This window comes from Streptomyces albireticuli (genome assembly GCF_002192455.1).
In the GTDB taxonomy this organism is placed as follows: domain Bacteria; phylum Actinomycetota; class Actinomycetes; order Streptomycetales; family Streptomycetaceae; genus Streptomyces; species Streptomyces albireticuli_B.
This window is the reverse complement of record NZ_CP021744.1, coordinates 976,083-995,494: the sequence shown is the minus strand read 5'-3', so window position 1 is coordinate 995,494 and position 19,412 is coordinate 976,083. Positions and strand designations below refer to the sequence as shown.

General features: G+C 75.0%; 13 protein-coding genes. 8 read left to right on the top strand and 5 right to left on the bottom strand.

All coding sequences use genetic code 11. From position 1 onward, the window contains the following. Positions 1–105 precede the first annotated feature (105 nt). Positions 106–3,762, top strand: coding sequence for a cobaltochelatase subunit CobN (gene cobN, locus SMD11_RS04300; RefSeq protein ID WP_087925152.1), 3,657 nt, complete (start codon positions 106–108; stop codon positions 3,760–3,762). Positions 3,763–3,787: 25 nt separating this feature from the next. Here the strand turns inward: cobN and SMD11_RS04295 are convergent, their stop codons facing one another. Further along, positions 3,788–4,537, bottom strand: coding sequence for an SDR family NAD(P)-dependent oxidoreductase (locus SMD11_RS04295; protein WP_087925151.1), 750 nt, complete (start codon positions 4,535–4,537; stop codon positions 3,788–3,790). A 113-nt stretch (positions 4,538–4,650) separates the two neighbouring features. Between SMD11_RS04295 and SMD11_RS04290 the strand changes: the two genes are divergently transcribed. Both SMD11_RS04290 and SMD11_RS04285 read left to right on the top strand, forming a co-directional pair. Next, entirely contained in the window at positions 4,651–5,913 is a 1,263-nt protein-coding gene (locus SMD11_RS04290) for a VWA domain-containing protein (RefSeq protein WP_087925150.1), read from the top strand. Next, positions 5,913–6,680: a hypothetical protein gene (locus tag SMD11_RS04285; protein WP_087925149.1), complete on the top strand. Its 768-nt coding sequence runs from the start codon at positions 5,913–5,915 to the stop codon at positions 6,678–6,680. Before SMD11_RS04290 ends, SMD11_RS04285 begins: the two co-directional genes overlap by 1 nt. Before the next feature lie 40 nt (positions 6,681–6,720). Here SMD11_RS04285 and SMD11_RS04280 read toward each other — a convergent pair whose 3' ends face one another. After that, the gene (locus SMD11_RS04280; RefSeq protein WP_087925148.1) at positions 6,721–7,647 is read right to left on the bottom strand and encodes a trypsin-like serine peptidase; all 927 of its coding nucleotides are present in this window, start codon (positions 7,645–7,647) and stop codon (positions 6,721–6,723) included. 193 nt (positions 7,648–7,840) lie between these two features. On the opposite strand from SMD11_RS04280, the gene SMD11_RS04275 reads away from it, so the two are divergent. Continuing rightward, positions 7,841–8,248 carry a hypothetical protein gene (locus tag SMD11_RS04275; RefSeq protein ID WP_087925147.1) on the top strand — a complete coding sequence of 136 codons (408 nt, stop codon included), beginning with the start codon at positions 7,841–7,843 and terminating at the stop codon, positions 8,246–8,248. Positions 8,249–8,432: 184 nt separating this feature from the next. Here SMD11_RS04275 and SMD11_RS04270 read toward each other — a convergent pair whose 3' ends face one another. Next, positions 8,433–11,594, bottom strand: coding sequence for an AfsR/SARP family transcriptional regulator (locus tag SMD11_RS04270; protein ID WP_159395215.1), 3,162 nt, complete (start codon positions 11,592–11,594; stop codon positions 8,433–8,435). A gap of 1,218 nt (positions 11,595–12,812) precedes the next feature. Here SMD11_RS04270 and SMD11_RS04265 point away from each other — a divergent pair. Continuing rightward, a complete protein-coding gene (locus SMD11_RS04265) occupies positions 12,813–14,843 on the top strand; it encodes a tetratricopeptide repeat protein (protein WP_234365887.1) in 2,031 nt (676 codons plus the stop codon). Here SMD11_RS04265 and SMD11_RS04260 read toward each other — a convergent pair. Next, complete coding sequence (locus SMD11_RS04260) at positions 14,793–15,380, bottom strand: hypothetical protein (RefSeq protein WP_087925145.1); 588 nt, start codon at positions 15,378–15,380, stop codon at positions 14,793–14,795. The two genes, SMD11_RS04265 and SMD11_RS04260, sit on opposite strands and share 51 nt — an antisense overlap. After that, entirely contained in the window at positions 15,377–16,624 is a 1,248-nt protein-coding gene (locus tag SMD11_RS04255; protein WP_087930278.1) for a hypothetical protein, read from the bottom strand. The genes SMD11_RS04260 and SMD11_RS04255 overlap by 4 nt, the downstream gene beginning before the upstream one ends. A 313-nt stretch (positions 16,625–16,937) precedes the next feature. On the opposite strand from SMD11_RS04255, the gene SMD11_RS04250 reads away from it, so the two are divergent. From SMD11_RS04250 to SMD11_RS04240, 3 genes are read left to right on the top strand one after another with little or no spacing between them, the layout of a single operon-like run. Next, positions 16,938–17,423: a helix-turn-helix domain-containing protein gene (locus SMD11_RS04250; protein ID WP_087925144.1), complete on the top strand. Its 486-nt coding sequence runs from the start codon at positions 16,938–16,940 to the stop codon at positions 17,421–17,423. Next, positions 17,420–18,055, top strand: coding sequence for a hypothetical protein (locus tag SMD11_RS04245; RefSeq protein ID WP_087925143.1), 636 nt, complete (start codon positions 17,420–17,422; stop codon positions 18,053–18,055). The genes SMD11_RS04250 and SMD11_RS04245 overlap by 4 nt, the downstream gene beginning before the upstream one ends. Beyond that, entirely contained in the window at positions 18,048–19,259 is a 1,212-nt protein-coding gene (locus SMD11_RS04240) for an MAB_1171c family putative transporter (protein WP_087925142.1), read from the top strand. The genes SMD11_RS04245 and SMD11_RS04240 overlap by 8 nt, the downstream gene beginning before the upstream one ends. Positions 19,260–19,412: the final 153 nt, after the last annotated feature.

The window sequence follows — 19,412 nt, the reverse complement described above, 5'->3', positions numbered from 1 at the left end:
CCTCCAACCGCCCGGGGCGCGGACCCCGAGGAAGGCTTGCCGCCGCATGCGCACATTCCGGTCCCGCACGCCCCGGGCGACCCTCGAAGCCCAGGGGAGCGCCGCGTGATCCTTCTTCTGTCGACGTCCGACACCGACCTGCTCAGCGCCCGCGCGGCCGCCGCACTCGGGGGCCCGGTCCCGTACCGGCTCGCCAACCCGGCCCGGCTCGCCCTCGACGACCTCCCGGCGCTGCTGGAGGGCACCGACCTCGTCGTCGTCCGCCTCCTCGGCGGCGTCCGGGCCTGGCAGGAGGGGCTCGACCTGCTGCTCGCCGGGGACCGCCCCGTCGTCGTCCTCACCGGCGAACAGGCCCCCGACGCCCAGCTGATGGAGGCCTCCACCGTCCCCATCGGCATCGCCGCCGAAGCGCACGCCTACCTCGCCCACGGCGGCCCCGCCAACCTCGAACAGCTCTCCCGGTTCCTCTCCGACACCGTGCTGCTCACCGGCCACGGCTTCGAGGCCCCGGCCGCCGCCCCCACCTGGGGCCCACTGGAGCGCACCCCGCGCTCGGAGAACGCCGTCGGCCCGCTCGTCGCCGTCCTCTACTACCGCGCCCACCACATGAGCGGCAACACCGCCTTCGTGGACGCCCTCTGCGGCGCCGTCGAGGACGCGGGCGGCCGTGCCATGCCGCTGTACGTCGCCTCCCTGCGCGCCCCCGAGGCCGAGCTGATCGAGGCCCTCGGGAGCGCCGACGCCGTCGTCACCACCGTGCTGGCCGCCGGCGGCACCAAGCCCGCCACGGCCTCCGCCGGCGGCGACGACGAGTCCTGGGACGCGGGCGCCCTCGCCGCGCTCGACGTGCCGATCCTCCAGGCCCTGTGCCTGACCGGCCCCCGCAGCGCCTGGGAGGAGAACGACGAGGGCCTCTCGCCGCTCGACGCCGCCACCCAGGTCGCCGTGCCGGAGTTCGACGGCCGCATCATCACCGTCCCGTTCTCCTTCAAGGAGGTCGACGAGGACGGCCTCCCGATGTACGTGGCCGACCCGGAGCGCGCCGCCCGCGTCGCCGGCATCGCCGTGCGCCACGCGCGGCTGCGCCACATCCCGGCCGCCGAGAAGCGGATCGCGCTCGTCCTCTCCGCCTACCCCACCAAGCACTCCCGCATCGGCAACGCCGTCGGCCTCGACACCCCCGCCAGCGCCGTCGCCCTGCTGCGCCGCCTGCGCGAGGAGGGCTACGACTTCGGCGACGAGGCCGTGCCCGGCCTGGAGTCCGGCGACGGCGACGAGCTCATCTACGCCCTGATCGAGGCCGGCGGCCACGACCAGGAGTGGCTCACCGAGGAGCAGCTCGCCCGCAACCCCGTCCGCATCCCCGCGGCGGACTACAAGCGCTGGTACGGGAAGCTGCCGCAGGAGCTGCGCGAGTCCGTCGAGGAGCACTGGGGTCCGCCGCCGGGCGAGATGTTCCTGGACCGCAGCCGCAACCCCGAGGGCGACATCGTCCTCGCCGCCCTGCGCCGCGGCAATCTGCTGATCCTCATCCAGCCGCCGCGCGGCTTCGGCGAGAACCCCATCGCCATCTACCACGACCCCGACCTGCCGCCCTCGCACCACTACCTCGCCGCCTACCGCTGGATCGCGGCCGCCCGCGAGGACGGCGGCTTCGGCGCCGACGCCATGGTCCACCTCGGCAAGCACGGCAACCTGGAGTGGCTGCCGGGCAAGAACGCCGGCCTGTCCGCCGCCTGCGGCCCCGACGCCGCCCTCGGTGACCTGCCGCTGGTCTACCCCTTCCTCGTCAACGACCCCGGCGAGGGCACCCAGGCCAAGCGCCGCGCCCACGCCACCCTCGTCGATCACCTCGTGCCGCCGATGGCCCGCGCCGAGTCCTACGGCGACATCACGCGCCTGGAGCAGCTCCTCGACGAGTACGCCGCCATCTCGGCGATGGACCCGGCCAAGCTGCCCGCCATCCGCGCCCAGATCTGGACGCTGATCCAGGCCGCCAAGCTCGACCACGACCTCGGCCTGGAGGACCGCCCGGACGACGACGGCTTCGACGACTTCCTGCTGCACGTCGACGGCTGGCTGTGCGAGGTCAAGGACGCCCAGATCCGCGACGGCCTGCACGTCCTCGGCGGCGCCCCGACCGGCCCCGAGCGCGTCAACCTCGTCCTGTCGATCCTCCGCGCCCGGCAGATCTGGGGCGGCACGTCGGCCCTGCCGGGCCTGCGCGAGGCGCTCGGCCTGGACGAGTCGGCGGCGACGCGCACGACGGCGGACGAGGCCGAGGCCGAGGCGCGCGCCCTGGTGGAGGCGATGGAGGAGGCGGGCTGGGACCCGGCGGCGGTACCCACTGTCGTGGGCAATCGTCCCGCAAGGCGGGACCCCGCGACCGCGGGCACCGTCGCGACAGGCGTCGACCCCGTCGAGGCCGTCCTGACCTTCGCGGCGAACGAGGTCGTCCCGCGCCTGGCCCGCACCACCGACGAACTCGACCACGCCCTCAAGGCGCTCGCGGGCGGCTTCGTACCGGCCGGCCCCTCCGGCTCCCCGCTGCGCGGGCTGGTCAACGTCCTCCCGACGGGCCGCAACTTCTACTCCGTCGACCCCAAGGCCGTGCCCAGCCGGCTCGCCTGGGAGACCGGCCAGGCGCTGGCCGAGTCCCTCCTGGAGCGTTACCGCACCGACCACGGTGACTGGCCGAAGTCGGTCGGCCTGTCCCTGTGGGGGACGAGCGCCATGCGCACCGCCGGCGACGACATCGCCGAAGCCCTGCACCTGATGGGCATCCGCCCCGTATGGGACGAGGCGTCCCGCCGGGTGACGGGACTGGAGGCCGTCACGCCGGAGGAGCTGGGCCGGCCGCGCGTCGACGTCACGCTGCGCATCAGCGGCTTCTTCCGCGACGCCTTCCCGCACGTGATCGGCCTCCTGGACGACGCCGTGCGGCTGGCGGCCTCCCTGGAGGAGGGCCCCGAGGACAACTACGTCCGCGCCCACGCCCAGGCCGACCTCGCCGCCCACGGCGACGAACGCCGTGCCACCACCCGCATCTTCGGCTCCCGTCCGGGCACGTACGGCGCGGGCCTGCTCCAGCTCATCGACAGCCGGGACTGGCGCACCGACGCCGACCTGGCGGAGGTCTACACCGTCTGGGGCGGCTACGCCTACGGCCGCGGCCTCGAAGGCCGCCCGGCCCGTGCCGAGATGGAGACGGCCTACAAGCGCATCGCCGTCGCCGCGAAGAACACCGACACGCGCGAGCACGACATCGCCGACTCCGACGACTACTTCCAGTACCACGGCGGCATGGTCGCGACCGTGCGCGCCCTCAAGGGCACCGCCCCCGAGGCGTACATCGGCGACTCCACCCGCCCGGAGACGGTCCGCACCCGCACCCTGGTCGAGGAGACCTCCCGCGTCTTCCGCGCCCGGGTGGTCAACCCGCGCTGGATCGAGGCGATGCGCCGCCACGGCTACAAGGGCGCCTTCGAACTCGCCGCCACCGTGGACTACCTGTTCGGCTACGACGCCACCACCGGCGTCGTCCCCGACTGGATGTACGACAAGCTCGCCCAGACCTACGTCCTGGACCCGGAGAACCGCGCCTTCCTCCAGGAGGCCAACCCCTGGGCCCTGCACGGCATCGCCGAGCGCCTCCTGGAGGCCGAGAGCCGCGGCATGTGGGCCAAGCCCGACGCCGAGACCCTCGACGGCCTGCGCCAGGCCTTCCTGGAGACGGAGGGCGAGCTGGAGGGCGAGGAGTAGGTCCCCGCGCCCCGGCGGGCGGCGGCTACGCCAGGTAGCCGCCGTCGATGTCGAGGACGGCCCCGGTGACGAACGACGCGCCGGGTCCGGCGAGGAAGGCGATGCCGGCGGCTATCTCCTCCGGCCGCCCGAACCTTCCCAGGGCGTTGCCGGCCCGCTGCGCGTCCGCGAAGGGCCCCTCCGGCGGGTTCATGTCCGTCGCCACGGAGCCCGACTGGACGACGTTGACGGTGATGCCGCGCGGGGCCAGGTCGCGCGCGGCGCCCTTGCTGTAGGCGACCAGCGCGGCCTTGGTCGCCGCGTAGTCGGCCATGCCCGGGGAGCCCGGGCGGACGGCGAGGTTGGAGCCGACGGTGACGATCCGTCCGTCGTCGCCGAGCACCCGGGCCGCGGCCCGGATCGCGGCCTGCACCCCGCGGACGTTGACGGCGAACAGCCGGTCCACGGCCCGCGGGTCGACCCCGGGGTCGTCGACGCGGCCGGTGAAGGCCGTCCCGGCGTTGTTCACCAGGACGTCCAGCCGCCCGAACTCGGCCGCCACGGCCTCCACGAGATCCGTGACCTGCGCCTCGTCCCCCTGGTCGGCCCGGTGGGCGGAGGCCCGTACGCCCATGGCCGTGAGGTCCGCGACGACCTCGCGGGCCCGGTCGGGCGAGGCGACGTAGGAGATCGCCACGTCCGCGCCCCGCTCGGCGAGCGCCCGCGCGGTCGCGGCCCCGATGCCCCGCGAACCACCCGTCACCAGCGCGACCTTGCCGGTCAGTGGCTTCGTCATCGTGTCTCCCCAGTTCTGTACCGATCGATCTTGACGCGACTGTATCGTACTGAACGGTCCAAAACTTCCACGCGCCGTTTGGCCGCGCCCCCGGTGATCACTAGGATCTCCGGATGATCATCACAAAACGGCTCGCGGCGGGCGCCTGCGCTCTGCTCGCCGCGCTGGCCGCAGGAATCGCCCCGGCGAGTGCCGCCGACGGACCCTCGAAGAACTCACCCAAGGTCGAGCTGGTGCTGGACGTCAGCGGCTCGATGCGGGCCACGGACCTGGACGGCCGGTCGCGCATGTCGGTCGCCAAGGAGGCGTTCGGCGAGGTGATCGACGCGGTCCCGAGCGGGGTCCGGCTCGGCATCCGCACCCTCGGCGCCAACTACCCGGGTGACGACCGGGAGCTCGGCTGCCGGGACAGCAAGCAGCTCTACCGCGTCGGCCCGGTCGACCGCACCGAGGCCAAGGCGGCCGTCGCGACCCTCCAGCCCACCGGCTGGACGCCGATCGGCTACGCCCTGCGCGGCGCCGACCAGGACCTGGGCACCGACGGCGGCACCCGCCGCATCGTCCTCATCACCGACGGCGAGGACTCCTGCGGCCAGCCCGACCCGTGCGACGTGGCGCGCGAACTCGCCGCCAAGGGCACCCACTTGACCATCGACACGCTGGGTCTGGCCCACGACGACAAGACCCGCGAGCAGCTGAGCTGCATCGCCGAGGCCACCGGCGGCACGTACACCTCCGTGCAGCACAAGGACGAGCTCTCGGGCCGCATCAAGCAGCTCGTCCGCCGGGCCGAGGTGCCCGTCGAGACCCCGAAGCCCGTCAACGGCGCCAACGAGTGCGCCAAGGCGCCCGAGCTCGGCGCCGGCCTGTGGACCGACCGCGCCACGTTCTCCGAGCACCGCTGGTACAAGGTCCAGGTCAAGCCCGGCCAGGAGCTGCGCACTTCGGTGAGCGTCGGCGCCGACCGCGCCGTCGACCGGGACTACGGTGTACTGATCCGGGCCGTCGGCCCGGGCGGCCGGGAGCTCGTACGCGGCAGCGACGCCGGAAGCGGGCGGACGGACGTGATGTCGTCCGGTCTCCGCTACCCGGTGGGCAAGAGCGGCGACGACGAGAAGGACAAGGAGGCCCGGACGGTCTGCCTGGAGGTCTCGCACTCCTTCTCCGCGCCCGCCTCGGTCAAGCGCGACCCGGGCCTGCCCGTCGAGCTGGCCGTCGACCTCACCGACTCCCCTGACAGCCCCTCCGACATCGCGGCCTTCGGCCTCGGTCGTGGCTGGGTACTGCTGGGTGTCCTCGTGCTGACCGGGCTGATCGCCGGGCTGGTGTGGGGCTGGGTGTCCCGTTGGCGCGTGTCGGTGTGGAGGGCGAACTGATGAAGCTCACGACCATGGCACGGCCGGCGGCGGCCGTACTGCTCGCCGCCGCCACCCTGTTCACCACGGCGGGCGCGGCCACCGCGGCCTCGCCGAGCCCGGCCGTCTCCGGCGGCGAGGACGGCGCGCCCACGGAGGCCGGCACCACCTTCCGGACCGCCACCCCCGTCAAGCAGGGGCAGAAGGCCACCGCGAGCGCCTCCACCGGTGACTACCTGTACTGGCAGTTCCCGGCCGGCGCCGGACAGCGCGCGACCGCCGAGGCGACCGTACAACTGCCCGAGGCGGCCACCCGGCACGGCGGCGCCACCTGGCAGCTCGACGTCTTCGACGGGCTGCGCCGCCGCCAGGCGTGCGCCTCCGGCGAGCCGACGAAGCGCGCCTCGCAGCAGGACACCACCGTCAAGGTGACCTGCACGCTGCGGACCGTACGCCCCTGGGCCGACCGGTGGGCCAACGACCCGCTGCCCGGCGCCTACTACGTCCGGCTCACCGTCTCCGACGTGCCCGACCAGGACCTCGGACTCCCGGTGAAGGCGGAGCTCCGGGCGGACGCCGAGGACGCGGGCGGCGCCCACGCCGAGGGCGGCGAGGTGGCACCGCTGCACGCGGCCGCCGTCGCCGAGCCGGAGTCCGGCTGGAACGGCGGCTGGTGGTCCGCCCGCTGGGCGTGGACCGTCGGCGGCGCCGTGCTCGGCTCGCTCGCGGCCATCGGCGGCTACACGCTGACCCGTCACCCGCGCCGGGCGGCGCGGCAGCAGCCGTGACGGCGGGCGGTGAGCGCCCAAGGCCCCGGGCCGCGGGCGCTCACCGCCGTGCGGGTGGGTCCCCCGCCACCGCGTGCCGGTAGAGCGCGCGCAAGGCCTCCGTGAAGTACGAGCTGTAGGAGATGTCCGGGGTGTCGCCACCGGTGTGGTAGCCGCCGATCACCCCGATCACCGCGTAGCCGCCGCGCCCGCGCACCAGGAACGGCCCGCCCGACGTACCGCCCACGTAGCCCGCGCAGGCGATCTCCAGGAAGTCGCCCGGCGCCCCGGGATCGGTGCTGGTCCAGCGGTGCGTGGCGGACCGGCACGTCAGCGGCTTCGGATAAGTGGCGTCGCTGTTGCCCGGATAGCCGATCAGCCGGACGTCGCGGTGCCGGTACCCGGGGCGGATCCTGAGCTCGAAGCCGCCGACGGCGTCCTCCACGTCCGTGCCGTCGGCCCGCTCACCGACCCGCACCACCGTGAAGTCCCAGCGGGCGCCGCCGTCCGTGCCCAGGTCGTAGTACCGCCGGTCGATGTGGATCGCCTCCACGGGGAACACCCCGTGCGGCTTGAGCCCGTCGTGGTACCGCGGCACGAACGACAGCCGCTTCCTGGGGTCCGGTGAGCGCAGGCAGTGGGCCGCGCTGACCACGAGGTCACGGTGCGGGCTCCGGACGACCGTACCGCCGCAGAACCGCCCGGTGCCGTTCCCGTCGGTCCAGAAGAACGTCCCCACCTGGGGCAGCCCGTCGAAGGGCCGGCTGGGCGGCACGGGCGCGCCGGCGACGGGCCGGTCCGGGAGCCCCTTCGCGCCCACGGCCGGCCGCGCGGCGGCCATGCGCGCGGCGGTCCAGTAGGAGGCGGCGGCGACGGCGGGGGAGGTGCCGGGGGCGGCGGCCCGGGCGGCCGCCGGGCCGGGCACGGCCGCGGCCAGCAGCCCGGCGAGCACGGTGACCAGGCCGCGGAGGACGAGGGGTCTGCGCATGGGACGGGTTCCTCTCCGGTACGGGCGGGGAGCGTGTCATCGTCCTACGGGTCACAGGCCCGCGGGGAGGCGCCGACGCGCCAGAACCGTAAGGGATTTCCCCGATTTCACCGTTCGGCCGGGTGGGCCCGCGCCCCGCGCGGCTAGCCTGGTCCGGCACGGGCGTGTCCGGTGGCGAGGTGGGGGAGTGACTGTGACGGTCGATCCGGTATCACTGAGCGCGATCACGACCGCGGTGACGGCCGCCGCGGGGTCCGTGGGCACGGAGGCGGGACGGCGGGTCTGGGGATCCCTGGCGGAGCTCGCCCGGAGGGCGGTCGGCAGGGGGCGGGGCGAGGAGGAAACGGAGCCGGTGGCGCTGCCGCTGGATCCGACGGACGGGGAGCAGGTGCGGGCGTTGGCGGCGTTGTTGTTCGCGCGGGCGGCGCGGGATCCGCGGTTCGCCGACGACTTCAGGGCGTGGGCGACGGACGCGGGGCCCGGACTCACGGTCGACAACAGCTCGGTGACGAACACGGTCTCGGGCCAGGCCCGGGTGGGCACGTTGATCCAGGGTCGGGACATCGACTGGACGTCCGGAGGGCCCACCGGGACGCGTTGAACGGTCCCGGCGGGCAGGGACGGGAGTCAGGAAGCGATGCACACACCGAGGATGCGCATGAACGTGCTGAACAAGGGGGTTGCCTCTCAACTTGCTGTCGAATACGTACAGTTGAGCTGACGTCATATATTCATACAACGCCCGGGAAGAATATCGACATCCGGCTTCAGGTCAAGATCTCTGATCAAGGAAGCTTGAGTTCGGTCGATTCGTGATCGATCTCGCTTGATCTCGACCTGCTCAGACGGTTTCTGATCGCCATGGCTGCCCGCCGTAACTCCCGCGCCTCCACCGGCGCCCCCGTCACCGCCCGCAGATCCGCCAGCCGGTCCAGCGTCCGCGCCTCCTCCAGCGGCGACTCCACCCGCCGGTTGACGGCCAGCGCCGCCGTCAGATGCTCGTCCGCCTTGCGGAAGCGCCCGGTACGGATCTCCGCGGTGGCCAGGTCGCGCAGGGCGTGCCCCTCCTCCTGGGCCGCGCCGATCCGCCGCGCCAGGGCGAGCGCCGCCCACTGGTGGGCCATGTCCTCCTCGTCCTGGCCCGCGCGGCCCAGGGCGCGGCCCAGTGTGTTGAGGGCGATGGACTCGTGGCGCCGGTCCGCGATGTCGCGGAACGTGGCCAGGGCCTGCCGGCACAGGGCCAGCGGCTGCTCCACTTCGCCGGAGTCCATCAGGGCGCGGGCCAGGTTCATCTCGACCGCCGCCCGGTTGGCGCGGCCGCCCACCGCGCGTGCCAGGGCCAGCGCCTGCGTGTAGGCGCGGATCGCCCGGTCCTCCAGGCCCAGCAGGGAGTAGATCTCACCGGTGTTGTTCAGGGCCTGGCACTGCCCCCGGCGGTCGTCGATCTCGCGGAAACGGGAGAGGGCGTCCAGGAAGCACTCCAGCGCCTCCGGGTGCCGCCCCAGCTCCAGGAGGGCGAAGCCCATGTTGTTGAGGCAGCGCGCCTGCTGTAATCGGTCGGAGGTGCGCATGTGGATCGACAGCGCCTCCTGGATGAACGCCAGCGCCTCGTGGTTGCGCCCCGTGTAGAGGTGGGGCAGCGCGAGGCAGCGCAGCGCCTCCGGCTCGGCCTCGCGGTCGCCGGTGGCCCGGGCCAGGGCGAGGGCCCTGCCCGCCTCGGCGACGGCCTCGTCGTAACGCGCGGCGGCGTTGCGCGCGGCGCTGAGGTCCAGGAGGGAGCGGGCCTCGGCCCGGCGGTCCTCCGCGTCGCGCCAGTGCGCCACGGCGCTCTCGTGCAGCGGCTCGGCCACCGTCCACAGGCCCTCGGACTCCAGGAAGCCGCCGAGGACGTGGGCGAGCAGCGCGGCCTGGCGCGGCGGGGCGCAGCGCCGCGCGTGGTCGACGAGCGCGAGCAGGTTGGCGGCCTCGGTGGCGAACCACTCCCGCGGACCCGCCGGGTCCAGCCACGCGGGTGCCTCGGCCGGCGGGCGGTCGAGGGTGACGGGGGTGCGGGACCGGTGCGGGAACAGCACCCGGTCGGCGCGGTCCGCGCAGAACAGGTAGTGGTCCATGAGGCGCCGCACGGCCCGTTCGTCGCCGTCGGGGTCGTCGACGTGCTCGGTGGCCGCGAGCGTACGGGCGTACTCGCGCAGCAGGTCGTGGATGCGGTAGCGGTACGGAGCGGGCTCCTCCAGGAGGTGGAAGTTCAGCAGGTCCTCCAGCACGCGCTCCGTGTCGTCGAACGGGAGACCGGTGAGCGCGGCGGCCGCGTAGACGCCGAACTCGGAACCGATGTGCAGGCTGAGCCGGTGGAACGCGCTCTGCTGTACCGGGGTCAGGGACCGGTAGGAGAAGGCGAACGTCCGGGCCAGGTCCCGGGAGCCGTCGCGGATCTCGGCGAGGCGGCCGGGGCGCGCGAGCCGGTCCACGAGGTCGCGCGCCGTCCACGAGCCGTGGCAGAGGAAGCGGCTGGCCGCCATCTCGATGGCCAGCGGGAGGTAGCCGCACAGCCGGACGATCTCCGCCGTCTGTGCCTCGTCGGCCGGTCGCCTGGCCCCGACGCGGTCGTGGAAGAGGGCGATCGCCTCGGCGCGGCGCAGGACGTCCAGGGAAATGGGCCGGACCCCGGGCAGTCCGGTGAGCCGCCGTCTGCTGGTGATGAGGATCTGCGAGGGGGTGGCGCCGGGGAGCAGCGGGCGCACCTGCTCGGGCCCGGCGGCGTCGTCCAGGACGACGATCGCGCTCCGGTCGGCCAGGAGCGTGCGCCACAGGGACGTCAGCTCGTCCAGGTGCCGGGGGAGCCGGTCCGCCGGCACGCCGATCAGGCGCAGGAGCCGGCCCAGCGCGGCCTCCGGCGTGAGCGGCTCCTGGAAGGACGCGTGCGCGCCGAGGTTGAGATAGAGGCGCCCGTCCGGGAAGCGGTCCCGCAGCTCGTGCGCGGTGTGGACGGCGAGGGCCGTCTTTCCGACGCCCGCCATGCCGTCGATCGCCTCCAGGGCCACGACGGCGCGGGGGGTGCCCGACACCGGGGTCAGGGCGGTGGCGAGCCGGTGCAGCTCGTCCGTCCGGCCCACCCAGGGGATGTCGTGCGGCAGATTGTCGGGCACGGCGGTCCGCTCGCGGGGGCCGTCCGCCGCGCCCGCGCGGGGCAGCAGCTGGATCGCGGGCGAGCCGTTGAGGATGCCGTGCTGGACGCGCTGGAGCTCCTCGCCCGGGTCGGTGCCGTGCTCGGTGACCAGCCGGTGGGTGACCTGCCGGAGCAGGTGGGTCGCCTCGGCGGTGCGGCCGCAGCCGTGCAGGGCCAGCGCGAGGTGCCCGGCCAGCGCCTCGTGGGTCGGGTGCCGGCCGGCCAGCGCCGACAGCTCGGGCACGACGTCGGCGAAGCGGCCCAGCCGCAGGTCGAGACCGGCCCGGGTGAGGGCGGCCGCCAGGCCGGCCGCCTCGGCCGTGGCGCGCACGTGCTCGGCCCAGGCGCCGGACAGCCCGGTCAGCGGCTCCCCGCGCCACAGCCCGCCCGCCTCGTCCAGCAGCCGGAGCGCTTGCTCGGCGTCACCGCTCTCCGCGAGTGCGCGGGCCCGCGTGGTCAGGCTCAGATAGCGGCGCAGGTCGACGGATTCGGGGTCGGCCTCCAGGACGTACGCGTGGGCGTGGTTGGTGAGCGCCGGGGCGTCGGGCCCGCCGACCTTGCGCAGCGCGGTGCGGATGCGCGAGGCGTAGGTGTAGAGGTTCTCCCGGGCGCGGCGCGGCGGGTCGTCGTCCCAGATCCGGTGGATCAGGGTGTCCAGGCCCACGGGGCGGCCCACGTCGTACGCCAGGGCCGCGAGCGTACAGCGCGCCTTGCCGGAATCCAGTCCGCTGCGCCGCCCGCCGGCCCGCAGCTCGACGGTGCCCAAGAGCCGGAACTCCACTTGCGCCCCTTCCCCCGGGACGTCCGTTTGGAAGTGATGAGCATGACACAGCGTCAATCCTTGGTGCCAGGTGGTGAAGGAGCGCCCTGAATTCGGCTGTCGCGCCGCCAAACGCGATCGGAATCGGTCCCGGAGGGGTAGAGCTCAGGCCAAGGATTGCCGAATGGCCATGTCATGTGCATACGACGGCATGGCCGCGCAGGGGGGAGGGGCATGACGGCGGAACCCATGACCGAGCGGGAGCTCACCGAAGCGTTCGTACGCGCCCTGCCGCCGGCCGGGCCGCACGGCCCGGCGGCGAGACGCGCGCTGGAGCGACTGACCGCAGCCGCCCGGGAGTCGGACCCGGCGCTCGCGGCCACCTGGGCCGCCGCGGCCCACGGCGCCCCGGACCGCCTGGCGGACCTCGCCGGCGCGCTGCACCGCCACCTCCGGGGCGGGGCGGCGGCGGGAGAACTGCGCGAGGGGTTACGCGGCTGGCTGCGGGAGTTCGCTCCGGCGGGACCGGGGGGCGCGTACCGGAGGGACGGGGCGGGCGGCGGTGCGATGGCCCGTACGGCCGGTGGGGCCGTCGGCCACGGGGCCGCCGGTGACGTCGGCGGTCCCGCCGGTGGACCCGACGGGGGTGTTGCCGGTCCCGGCGGTGCCGCTGACGCCGGACCCGGGCCCGGGCCCGGTGGTGGACCAGCCAGGGGTGTCGCCGGTCCCGGCGGTGCCGGCAACACCGGTTGCCGCCCTGCCGGCGGCCGTGGCTTCGCCGGTGATGCCGACCCGGATCCCGGTGCCCTTTCCGGCCCCGGTGGTCCCGCAGCTGGTGGGCCCGTCGGGGGTGTTGCCGGCCCCGGCGATGCCGCTGACACCGGTTGCGGCCCTGCCGGTGGCCGTGGCTTCGCCGCTGACGCCGGACCCGGGCCCGGTGCTCGTCCCGGCCCTGGCGGTCCCTCAGCCGGTGAACCGGCCAGGGGCGCTCCCGGCCGTGCCTCCGGTACCGGTTTCGGCCCCGTCGGCGGCCCGGGTCCCGGTGTCGCCGCCGACGCCGACCCGAGTCCCGCCACCGGCGGCGGGCCCGGCCCCGACACCGGTCACCCGGCAGCCCCCACGGCCGGCCATTCCAACACCCTCACCGGGCACACCCTGGTCGCCGGTTCCAGCGTCCAGGCGCGGGACATCCACGGCGGCGTCCATCTCCACCACGCCGCCCCGCCCCGGCGGCCCCCGGTGCCGCGTCAACTCCTGCCCGTTCCCGCGCACTTCACCGGGCGGGCGTGCGACCTGCGCGCCCTCGACGCCCTGCGTTCCGCCCGGACGGGCTCCGCTCCCCAGGTGGCCGTGGTCAGCGGCCCCGCCGGTGTCGGGAAGACCGCGCTCGTCAGCCGCTGGCTGAGTGCGCTGGCCCCGGAGTTCCCCGACGGCCAGCTCTACGCGGACCTGCGCGGTCACACCCTCACCGGCCCGGCCGGTCCCACCGAGGCCCTGGCCGGCTTCCTGCGGGCTCTCGGGGCGTCCTCGATTCCGGGTTCCCTGGCCGAACAGGCCGCCCTGTGGCGCTCGTTGACCGCCGACCTCCGGCTCGTCGTGATGCTCGACAACGCCCTGTCCGCCGCCCAGGTGCGCACCCTGCTGCCCGCCGCCCCCGACAGCCTCGTCGTGGTCACCAGCAGGCACCGGCTCACCGGACTCGGCGTCGACGGGGCGGGCTTCCACCAGGTCGGCATGCTCGACCCGGCCGCGGCGCTGGAGCTCTTCACCAGGGGCGTCGGCGGCGACCGCGTCGCGGCGGACCGCCCGGCCGCGCGCGAGGTCGTCGGCCTGTGCGCCTGCCTGCCGCTGGCCGTCTGCCTGGCCGCCGCGCAGCTCGCCGCCCGGCCGCGCCGCTCGGTCGCCGCGCTCGCCTCGGCGCTCACCCGGGGGCGCGGCCCGCTGGAGACCCTCGGAGTGGAAGGGGACACCGCCGTGCGCACCGCCTTGGACGAGTCGTTCGCCACCCTCCCCGCCGGAGCCGCCGGCGCCTACCGGCGCATGGGGCTGCTCCCCGTCACCCGCTACGACGGACCCATGGTCGGCGCCGTGTGCGGCGTGCCGCCCGAGGAGGCCGAGGACTTCCTGGAACTCCTCCTGGAGGTGAACCTTCTGGAGGAGACCGGAACGGACCGTGTCCCCGGCGTGGGCGACCGCTACCGCTTCCACGACCTCGTACGCCTGCACGCGGGCGGCCGGGCCGAGACCGACCTGCCGGAGCCCGAACGGCGGGCCACGCTCCGCCGCTTCGTCGACTGGTGCCTCGCCACCGCCACCTCGGCGGAGGCCCTCCTCACCCCGAGCCACCGCACCCTGCCGCGTGACTACGCCCACCCGGCCGCCCCGCCCGTGGCGTTCGACGCCCAGGCGCCCGCGCTCGCGTGGCTGGACGAGCACCGCTACGACCTCATGGCCGCCGTCCGCCTCGCCGCCCGCGAGGGCTGGGACGCGAGCGCCTGGCAGCTCGTCGACGCGATGTGGCCGCTCTTCCTCCGGCTGCGGCCCTACGACCTGTGGACCGAGGCCCACGCGCTCGGCCTGGAGGCCGCCCGCCGCGCCGGACACCGGGCGGGTGAGGGCAGGATGCTGACCTCGGGCGGCAACGGCCTGTGCCACACGGGCCGCTTCGACGAGGCGGCCCGCTGGTTCGAGGACGCCCTGCGCCACGCCACGGAGGACGGCGACGAGCGCCAGCGGGCCCAGGCCCTGCACGGGCTGGGCCGGGCCCACTTCGGCGCGGGCCGCACCCAGGAGGCCGAGCTGCACTACGGCCGCGCCCTGACCCTCCGCGAGGCCATCGGCTACACCCGTGGCGCCGCCCTGTCCCGCGTGTGCCTGGGCGAGATCGCCCTGGCGCACGACCGGCCCGGCCTCGCGGCCGGCCGGCTGGCCACGGCCCGCGCCGAACTCGTCGCCGAGGGCGACTCCTACGACGCGGCCCGCGCCCTCGCCCTCCTCGGCCACGCCACGGCCCGCGGCGGCGACGCCCGCACCGGGATGCGGCGACTCCTGCGCGCCCTGGTGGAGTTCGAGAACGCCGGCTCCGTCCACTGGCAGGCGCGGACGATGGAGTACCTCGGCCAGGCCTGCCAGGAGCACCGGGCCCCCACGGAGGCCGTCCGCTGGTTCACCCGCTCCCTGGCCCTGTACGACCCGGTGAGCCCCACCGACGCGGCCCGCCTACGCACCCGCCTCCGTGAGGTCGACCCCCGTACCAGACCCGCACCATGACGGCCGGTCACCTCCATGAGCGCCGCACCGGGGGCGCAGGCGCACGGATACCCGCGCCCCCGGCCGGGAGAACCGCACGACCGTCAGCTCCTCCGGCGCCCGCCCCGCCGTGAGCCAGCCGTGCAGGAACGAGGCCAGGGCCGCGCCGACGGTGCCCGGCGGGACGGCCGGACACGGGGACGCCGCCAGCAGGCGGCCATCGCGGAGGCCGATCACCCAGCCCCCCGCCGCGTCCGGTACGGACGCGAGCAGGCAGCCCGGGTGCCGGGCCAGCAGCCAGCGCGCCCGGCGCACCGCCGCGGCCGGGCCGGGGGCCGGGCGCCCGCAGCGGAGCACGTCGGCGGTCTCCGTCCAGCGCCCGTCCCGGCGGGCGTCCGGGTCCACGCTCCAGTGGACGTCCACGCCCGCCGGGCGGCCCGTCCGGCCGGGCCCCGGGTCCGCGCTCCAGCGGGCACCGGCCGTCAGCTCCACCGTCGCCGGGCGCCGGTCACCGGCCGTCAGGCGGACGACCGCCAGGACGCGCTCCACGGCCGTCACGCGCCCGGCCCCGCCGCACCGGCCACCCGGGTGCCGCCCCCGTCGAGCGGCGGCGGCACCTCGGCCGGCTCGGTCACCGGCGCGTACGCGGGCTGCCCCAGGCCCAGCAGGCGGTACATCAGCGCGCGCATCCGCCGGTTGAAGCGGCCCGGCTCGGAGGACAGCAGGGCGGCCACCCGCGCGTACTCCCGCCGCCGGTACTCGGCCGCCGCGTACCGCAACTGCTCCTCCAGCGGGTGCAGCGGCGACAGCGCGGGCGCGGCGAGCGCCAGCGCGGCGGCCGGGGAGGCCGGGTGCACCTCGCGCTCGGGGAAGCGGGCGAGCAGTACGGGCGCCCGGGTCACCGTGGCGTAGGACGTCAGCGAGCCGTGGTCGCCGATCACCGCGTCCGCGGCGACCAGCACCGCCCGCCAGTCCGCCGCGGGCGGCACCAGCGCCAGTCCGCGGGCCCGGCAGCTCGCCAGCCAGGTGCGGACCTGCCGGTCCCCGTGTCCGGCCCACACGTTGGGGTGCACGAGCACGGCCACCCGGTACCGGTCGGGCGGCAGCTCGCTGAGTAATCGCGGCAGCAGGGCGTCGAAGCGGCCGAAGGACGACGACGGGCCCCAGGTGGAGGTGACGACCACCAGCCGCTGCCGGCCGCCCAGGCCGAGCCCCCGGCGGTACGCCTCGCGGTGCGGCAGGCTCGCGGCGATCCGGTCGTAGCAGGGGTCGCCGACGACGGTCGCCACCGGCACCGCCTCCGGGCACCAGCGCGTCAGCTCGGCGAGGTCCCGGGCGTGGGCGAGCGCGACGGCGGCCGGCACGACCCGGCCGTCGCTGGTCAAGTACTCCCGGCTCAGCATGCCCGTGGGGCGCTCGGCCGCCGGGGCCGAGGTCAGCCCGCCCTCGCGCAGCAGCTTGATGTGGCCGGCGCCGTGCGAGAGCCGGATCAGCGGCGCGCGCACCTTCTCGATCCCCCGGGAGCCGGCGGCGAGCGCCAGGTCGAACTCCTCACGCACCGCCGTCCGCCACGGCAGCACCGCCACCCCCAGGTCCCGCAGGTAGCGGGCGGCGCCCTCGCCGAGCGCGTGCGGGGCGACCGTGAAGTCCACCTGGATCCGCAGATCGCCCTCCACCAGCGAGAACACATCGCGCAGCCGCTGGCCGTAGGTCACCGTGTGCACGACGACCAGCACGCGCTTGCAGTCCGGCAGCGTCAGCCACCGGCGGTCCGGCTCCGGGTTCCTCCGGATCGTGGACATGGGCACCATCCCCCTCTTCCCGCTCTTCGCCGGCCGGCCGCTCCGGCCGGCCGAGGCTCGGATCCAGGGGATTCCCGGGCGGTCTGACGGAATGCTTGCAGCGACCTCGACGCATCCTTGCCACGCTCCGCGGGGACCGGCTCACGGCCCGTCATCAACCCGTGGTTAAGTTCGTGGCCCAGCCGTGACGTGGCACGGACTAGTGCGAGGGCTCGCTCCCGTGACAGGATGCTCCCCGCGGCCCGGTGCTTCTTAACTGGCCGTGAGGTGGCGTGGGGAAGATCGCGGAAACAAGCTCGTGAGGACGGAGCGGATGGCAACCGGGGGCGACAGGTCGGCAGGCGAGGCGGGCAGCCCGCTCGCGGCGCGGCTCAACTACCTGTTCGCGAACATGCATCCGCCCGGCGCCCCGTACACCAACGCGCACGTGGCGGAGGAGATCTGCGGCGGCACCGAGGAGTACGGCGGGGTCAAGCTCACCGAGCAGTATCTGTCGATGCTCCGCAACGGCCGCCGTGCCAACCCCAGCCCGGACGTGCTGCGCGCGCTGGCGAAGTTCTTCGCCGTGCCCGTCGGCTATCTGATGGGCGACCTCTCGGCCTCGCAGGCCGAGCGGGTGGAGGAGGAGGTCCGCTTCCTCGTCGCCATGCGGGACCAGCGGGTCCGGGCCATCGCCCTGCGCTCCGTGGGACTGCCGCCGGAGGTCCAGGACAGCCTCAACACGATCATCGCCCAGTTCCGGCAGCAGATGAACCTTCCGGCCGACCCGCCCGACGCGGGTGGCGAGGAGCGCTCGTGACCGTCACGGCGGATGACCGGCTCTTCACGTACTGGCGGCGTACCGAGGACGAGGACGGTGCAGGGATGCGAGTGGGGCGCATACGGCGCCGGTGCAAGCAGCTCATCCATGAGCTCGCGCTGCCCGCGTCCACGGATCTCCAGGGCCTGTGCGACATCGTCGCGGGCCGTGTGGGCCGTCCCATCCGCCTCGTCCCGATGAGCCTGAACGGCGTGGTCTCGGGCATGACGGCCACCACCGACGACGCCTACTGGGTCATCTACGAGCAGAAGACCTCGCCCTGGCACCAGGTCCACATCGTCCTGCACGAGATCGGCCACCTCCTGCTCGGCCACGACCAGGACCCGGCCGTCACCGAGGACGCCCTCAAGGTCTGGACGCCGTCGGTCGACGTGGCCACCGCCATGCGCCGCATGGGCCTGACCATGGGCCTCGCCCGGCACCACTGCTACGACAACCTCACCGAGCGCGAGACCGAGATCCTCGGCACCCTCCTGATGGAGAAGGTCGTGCCCCCGCCGCCGGGCCAGGAGGCCCCGCTGGAGGGCGAGGCCGCCGCGCTCGCCGCGTCCCTCGGCCCCGCGCTCCAGCACGTCCGCCGGCAGCTGAGGGAGGGAGGCGCCGATGTTTGACGCCCTCTACCTCACCTTCTCCGCCGTCACCTGGTGCATCGTCGGTTACAAGGCCCGCGCCTGGTTCCGCGACCGCGGCAACGTCGACCTGGGCCTCACGGCCCTGATGACCTCCGGCGTCCCGATCGTCTTCCTGTTCTCGGCGCCCAGCGTCTACCGCGCCTTCGACCGGCTGACCGGCGTGGCCAACCTCGCCATGGTCTTCCTCTACTCGGCCGTGGTGCTGTTCGCGTCCGGCGCCACCGTGCTGCTCCTGCGCTGGACCAGCCGGGGCGACGCGGCCGCCGAGGCCCGCGCCACCGCCCGGTCGAGGTTCGCGGTCGCCGTGGTGGGCGTCGCCTGGGCCACGGCCGTCGTCTGCTTCGCCGTCGGCCGTCCGGACGACGTGGAGCACCCCCGCGACTTCAGCACCGCCTACGCGGACGCGCCCGGAGTGGTCGCCTTCCTGGTGCTGTATCTGGCCATCTTCGGCACGAGCCTCGCGGGGCTCGGCGCCCTGTGCCCGCGCTACGCCGCCCGGCTCGGCCGCTCATGGCTCGCCAAGGGCCTGCGCACGCTGGCCGCGGGCTGCTGGCTCGGCCTGCTGTACTGCCTGTGCAAGCTGGTCGGCTTCGTCCTGTCCTGGACCGGCAACGAGCTCTACTGGCTCTCCAACGGCGTGGCGCCGATGAGCGCCTCGGTGGCCGCGCTGCTGGTGCTGCTCGGCTTCTCGCTGCCCGCGGCCGGCCCCCGGGTCTCCGCCTGGCGGCGGCTGCGCCGGCTGGACCCGCTCTGGCGGTCCGTCACCGCGCACGCCCCCGAGGTCACCATCGACGAGCACCGCTGGTCGGCCCGCTGGCCCTTCGCCGACCTGGAGTGGCGCGCCAACCGCCGGATGGCGGAGATCCGCGACATCCAGCGCGGCATCCGCCGCCATGTCGAGCCCCTGGCCCTGGACCTCGCCAAGGAGAAGGCGGGCGCCGCCGGTCTGGACGAGCGGCGCACCGCCGCGGTCGTCGAGGCCGCCGCCCTGCGCCGGGGCCTCGCGAACCAGATCACCGGCCATGTGCCGGCACCGCACGCCGACAGCGTGGTGGTGACGGTCAGCGCGGACCCGGCCGAGGAGCACGAACACCTGGCCCGCGTCGCGGACGTCTACCACGATCCGCTGGTCGACGCGGTCCTCACCGACCTACGGGAGATCAGCGCGGCGAGCCGTCCCTGACGGCGCGCGGCCCACAGACGAGGCGGCCATGGACGGGGGTCAAGGCCGCCTGCGCCACAGGCCGGCGCCGGGTCCGTAACCATTCGGACCCGGCGCCGCCCGTGCGCGTCACCCTCCGGTCCCCGGCACCCCCGCCCCCTGTCTAGAGTCGGG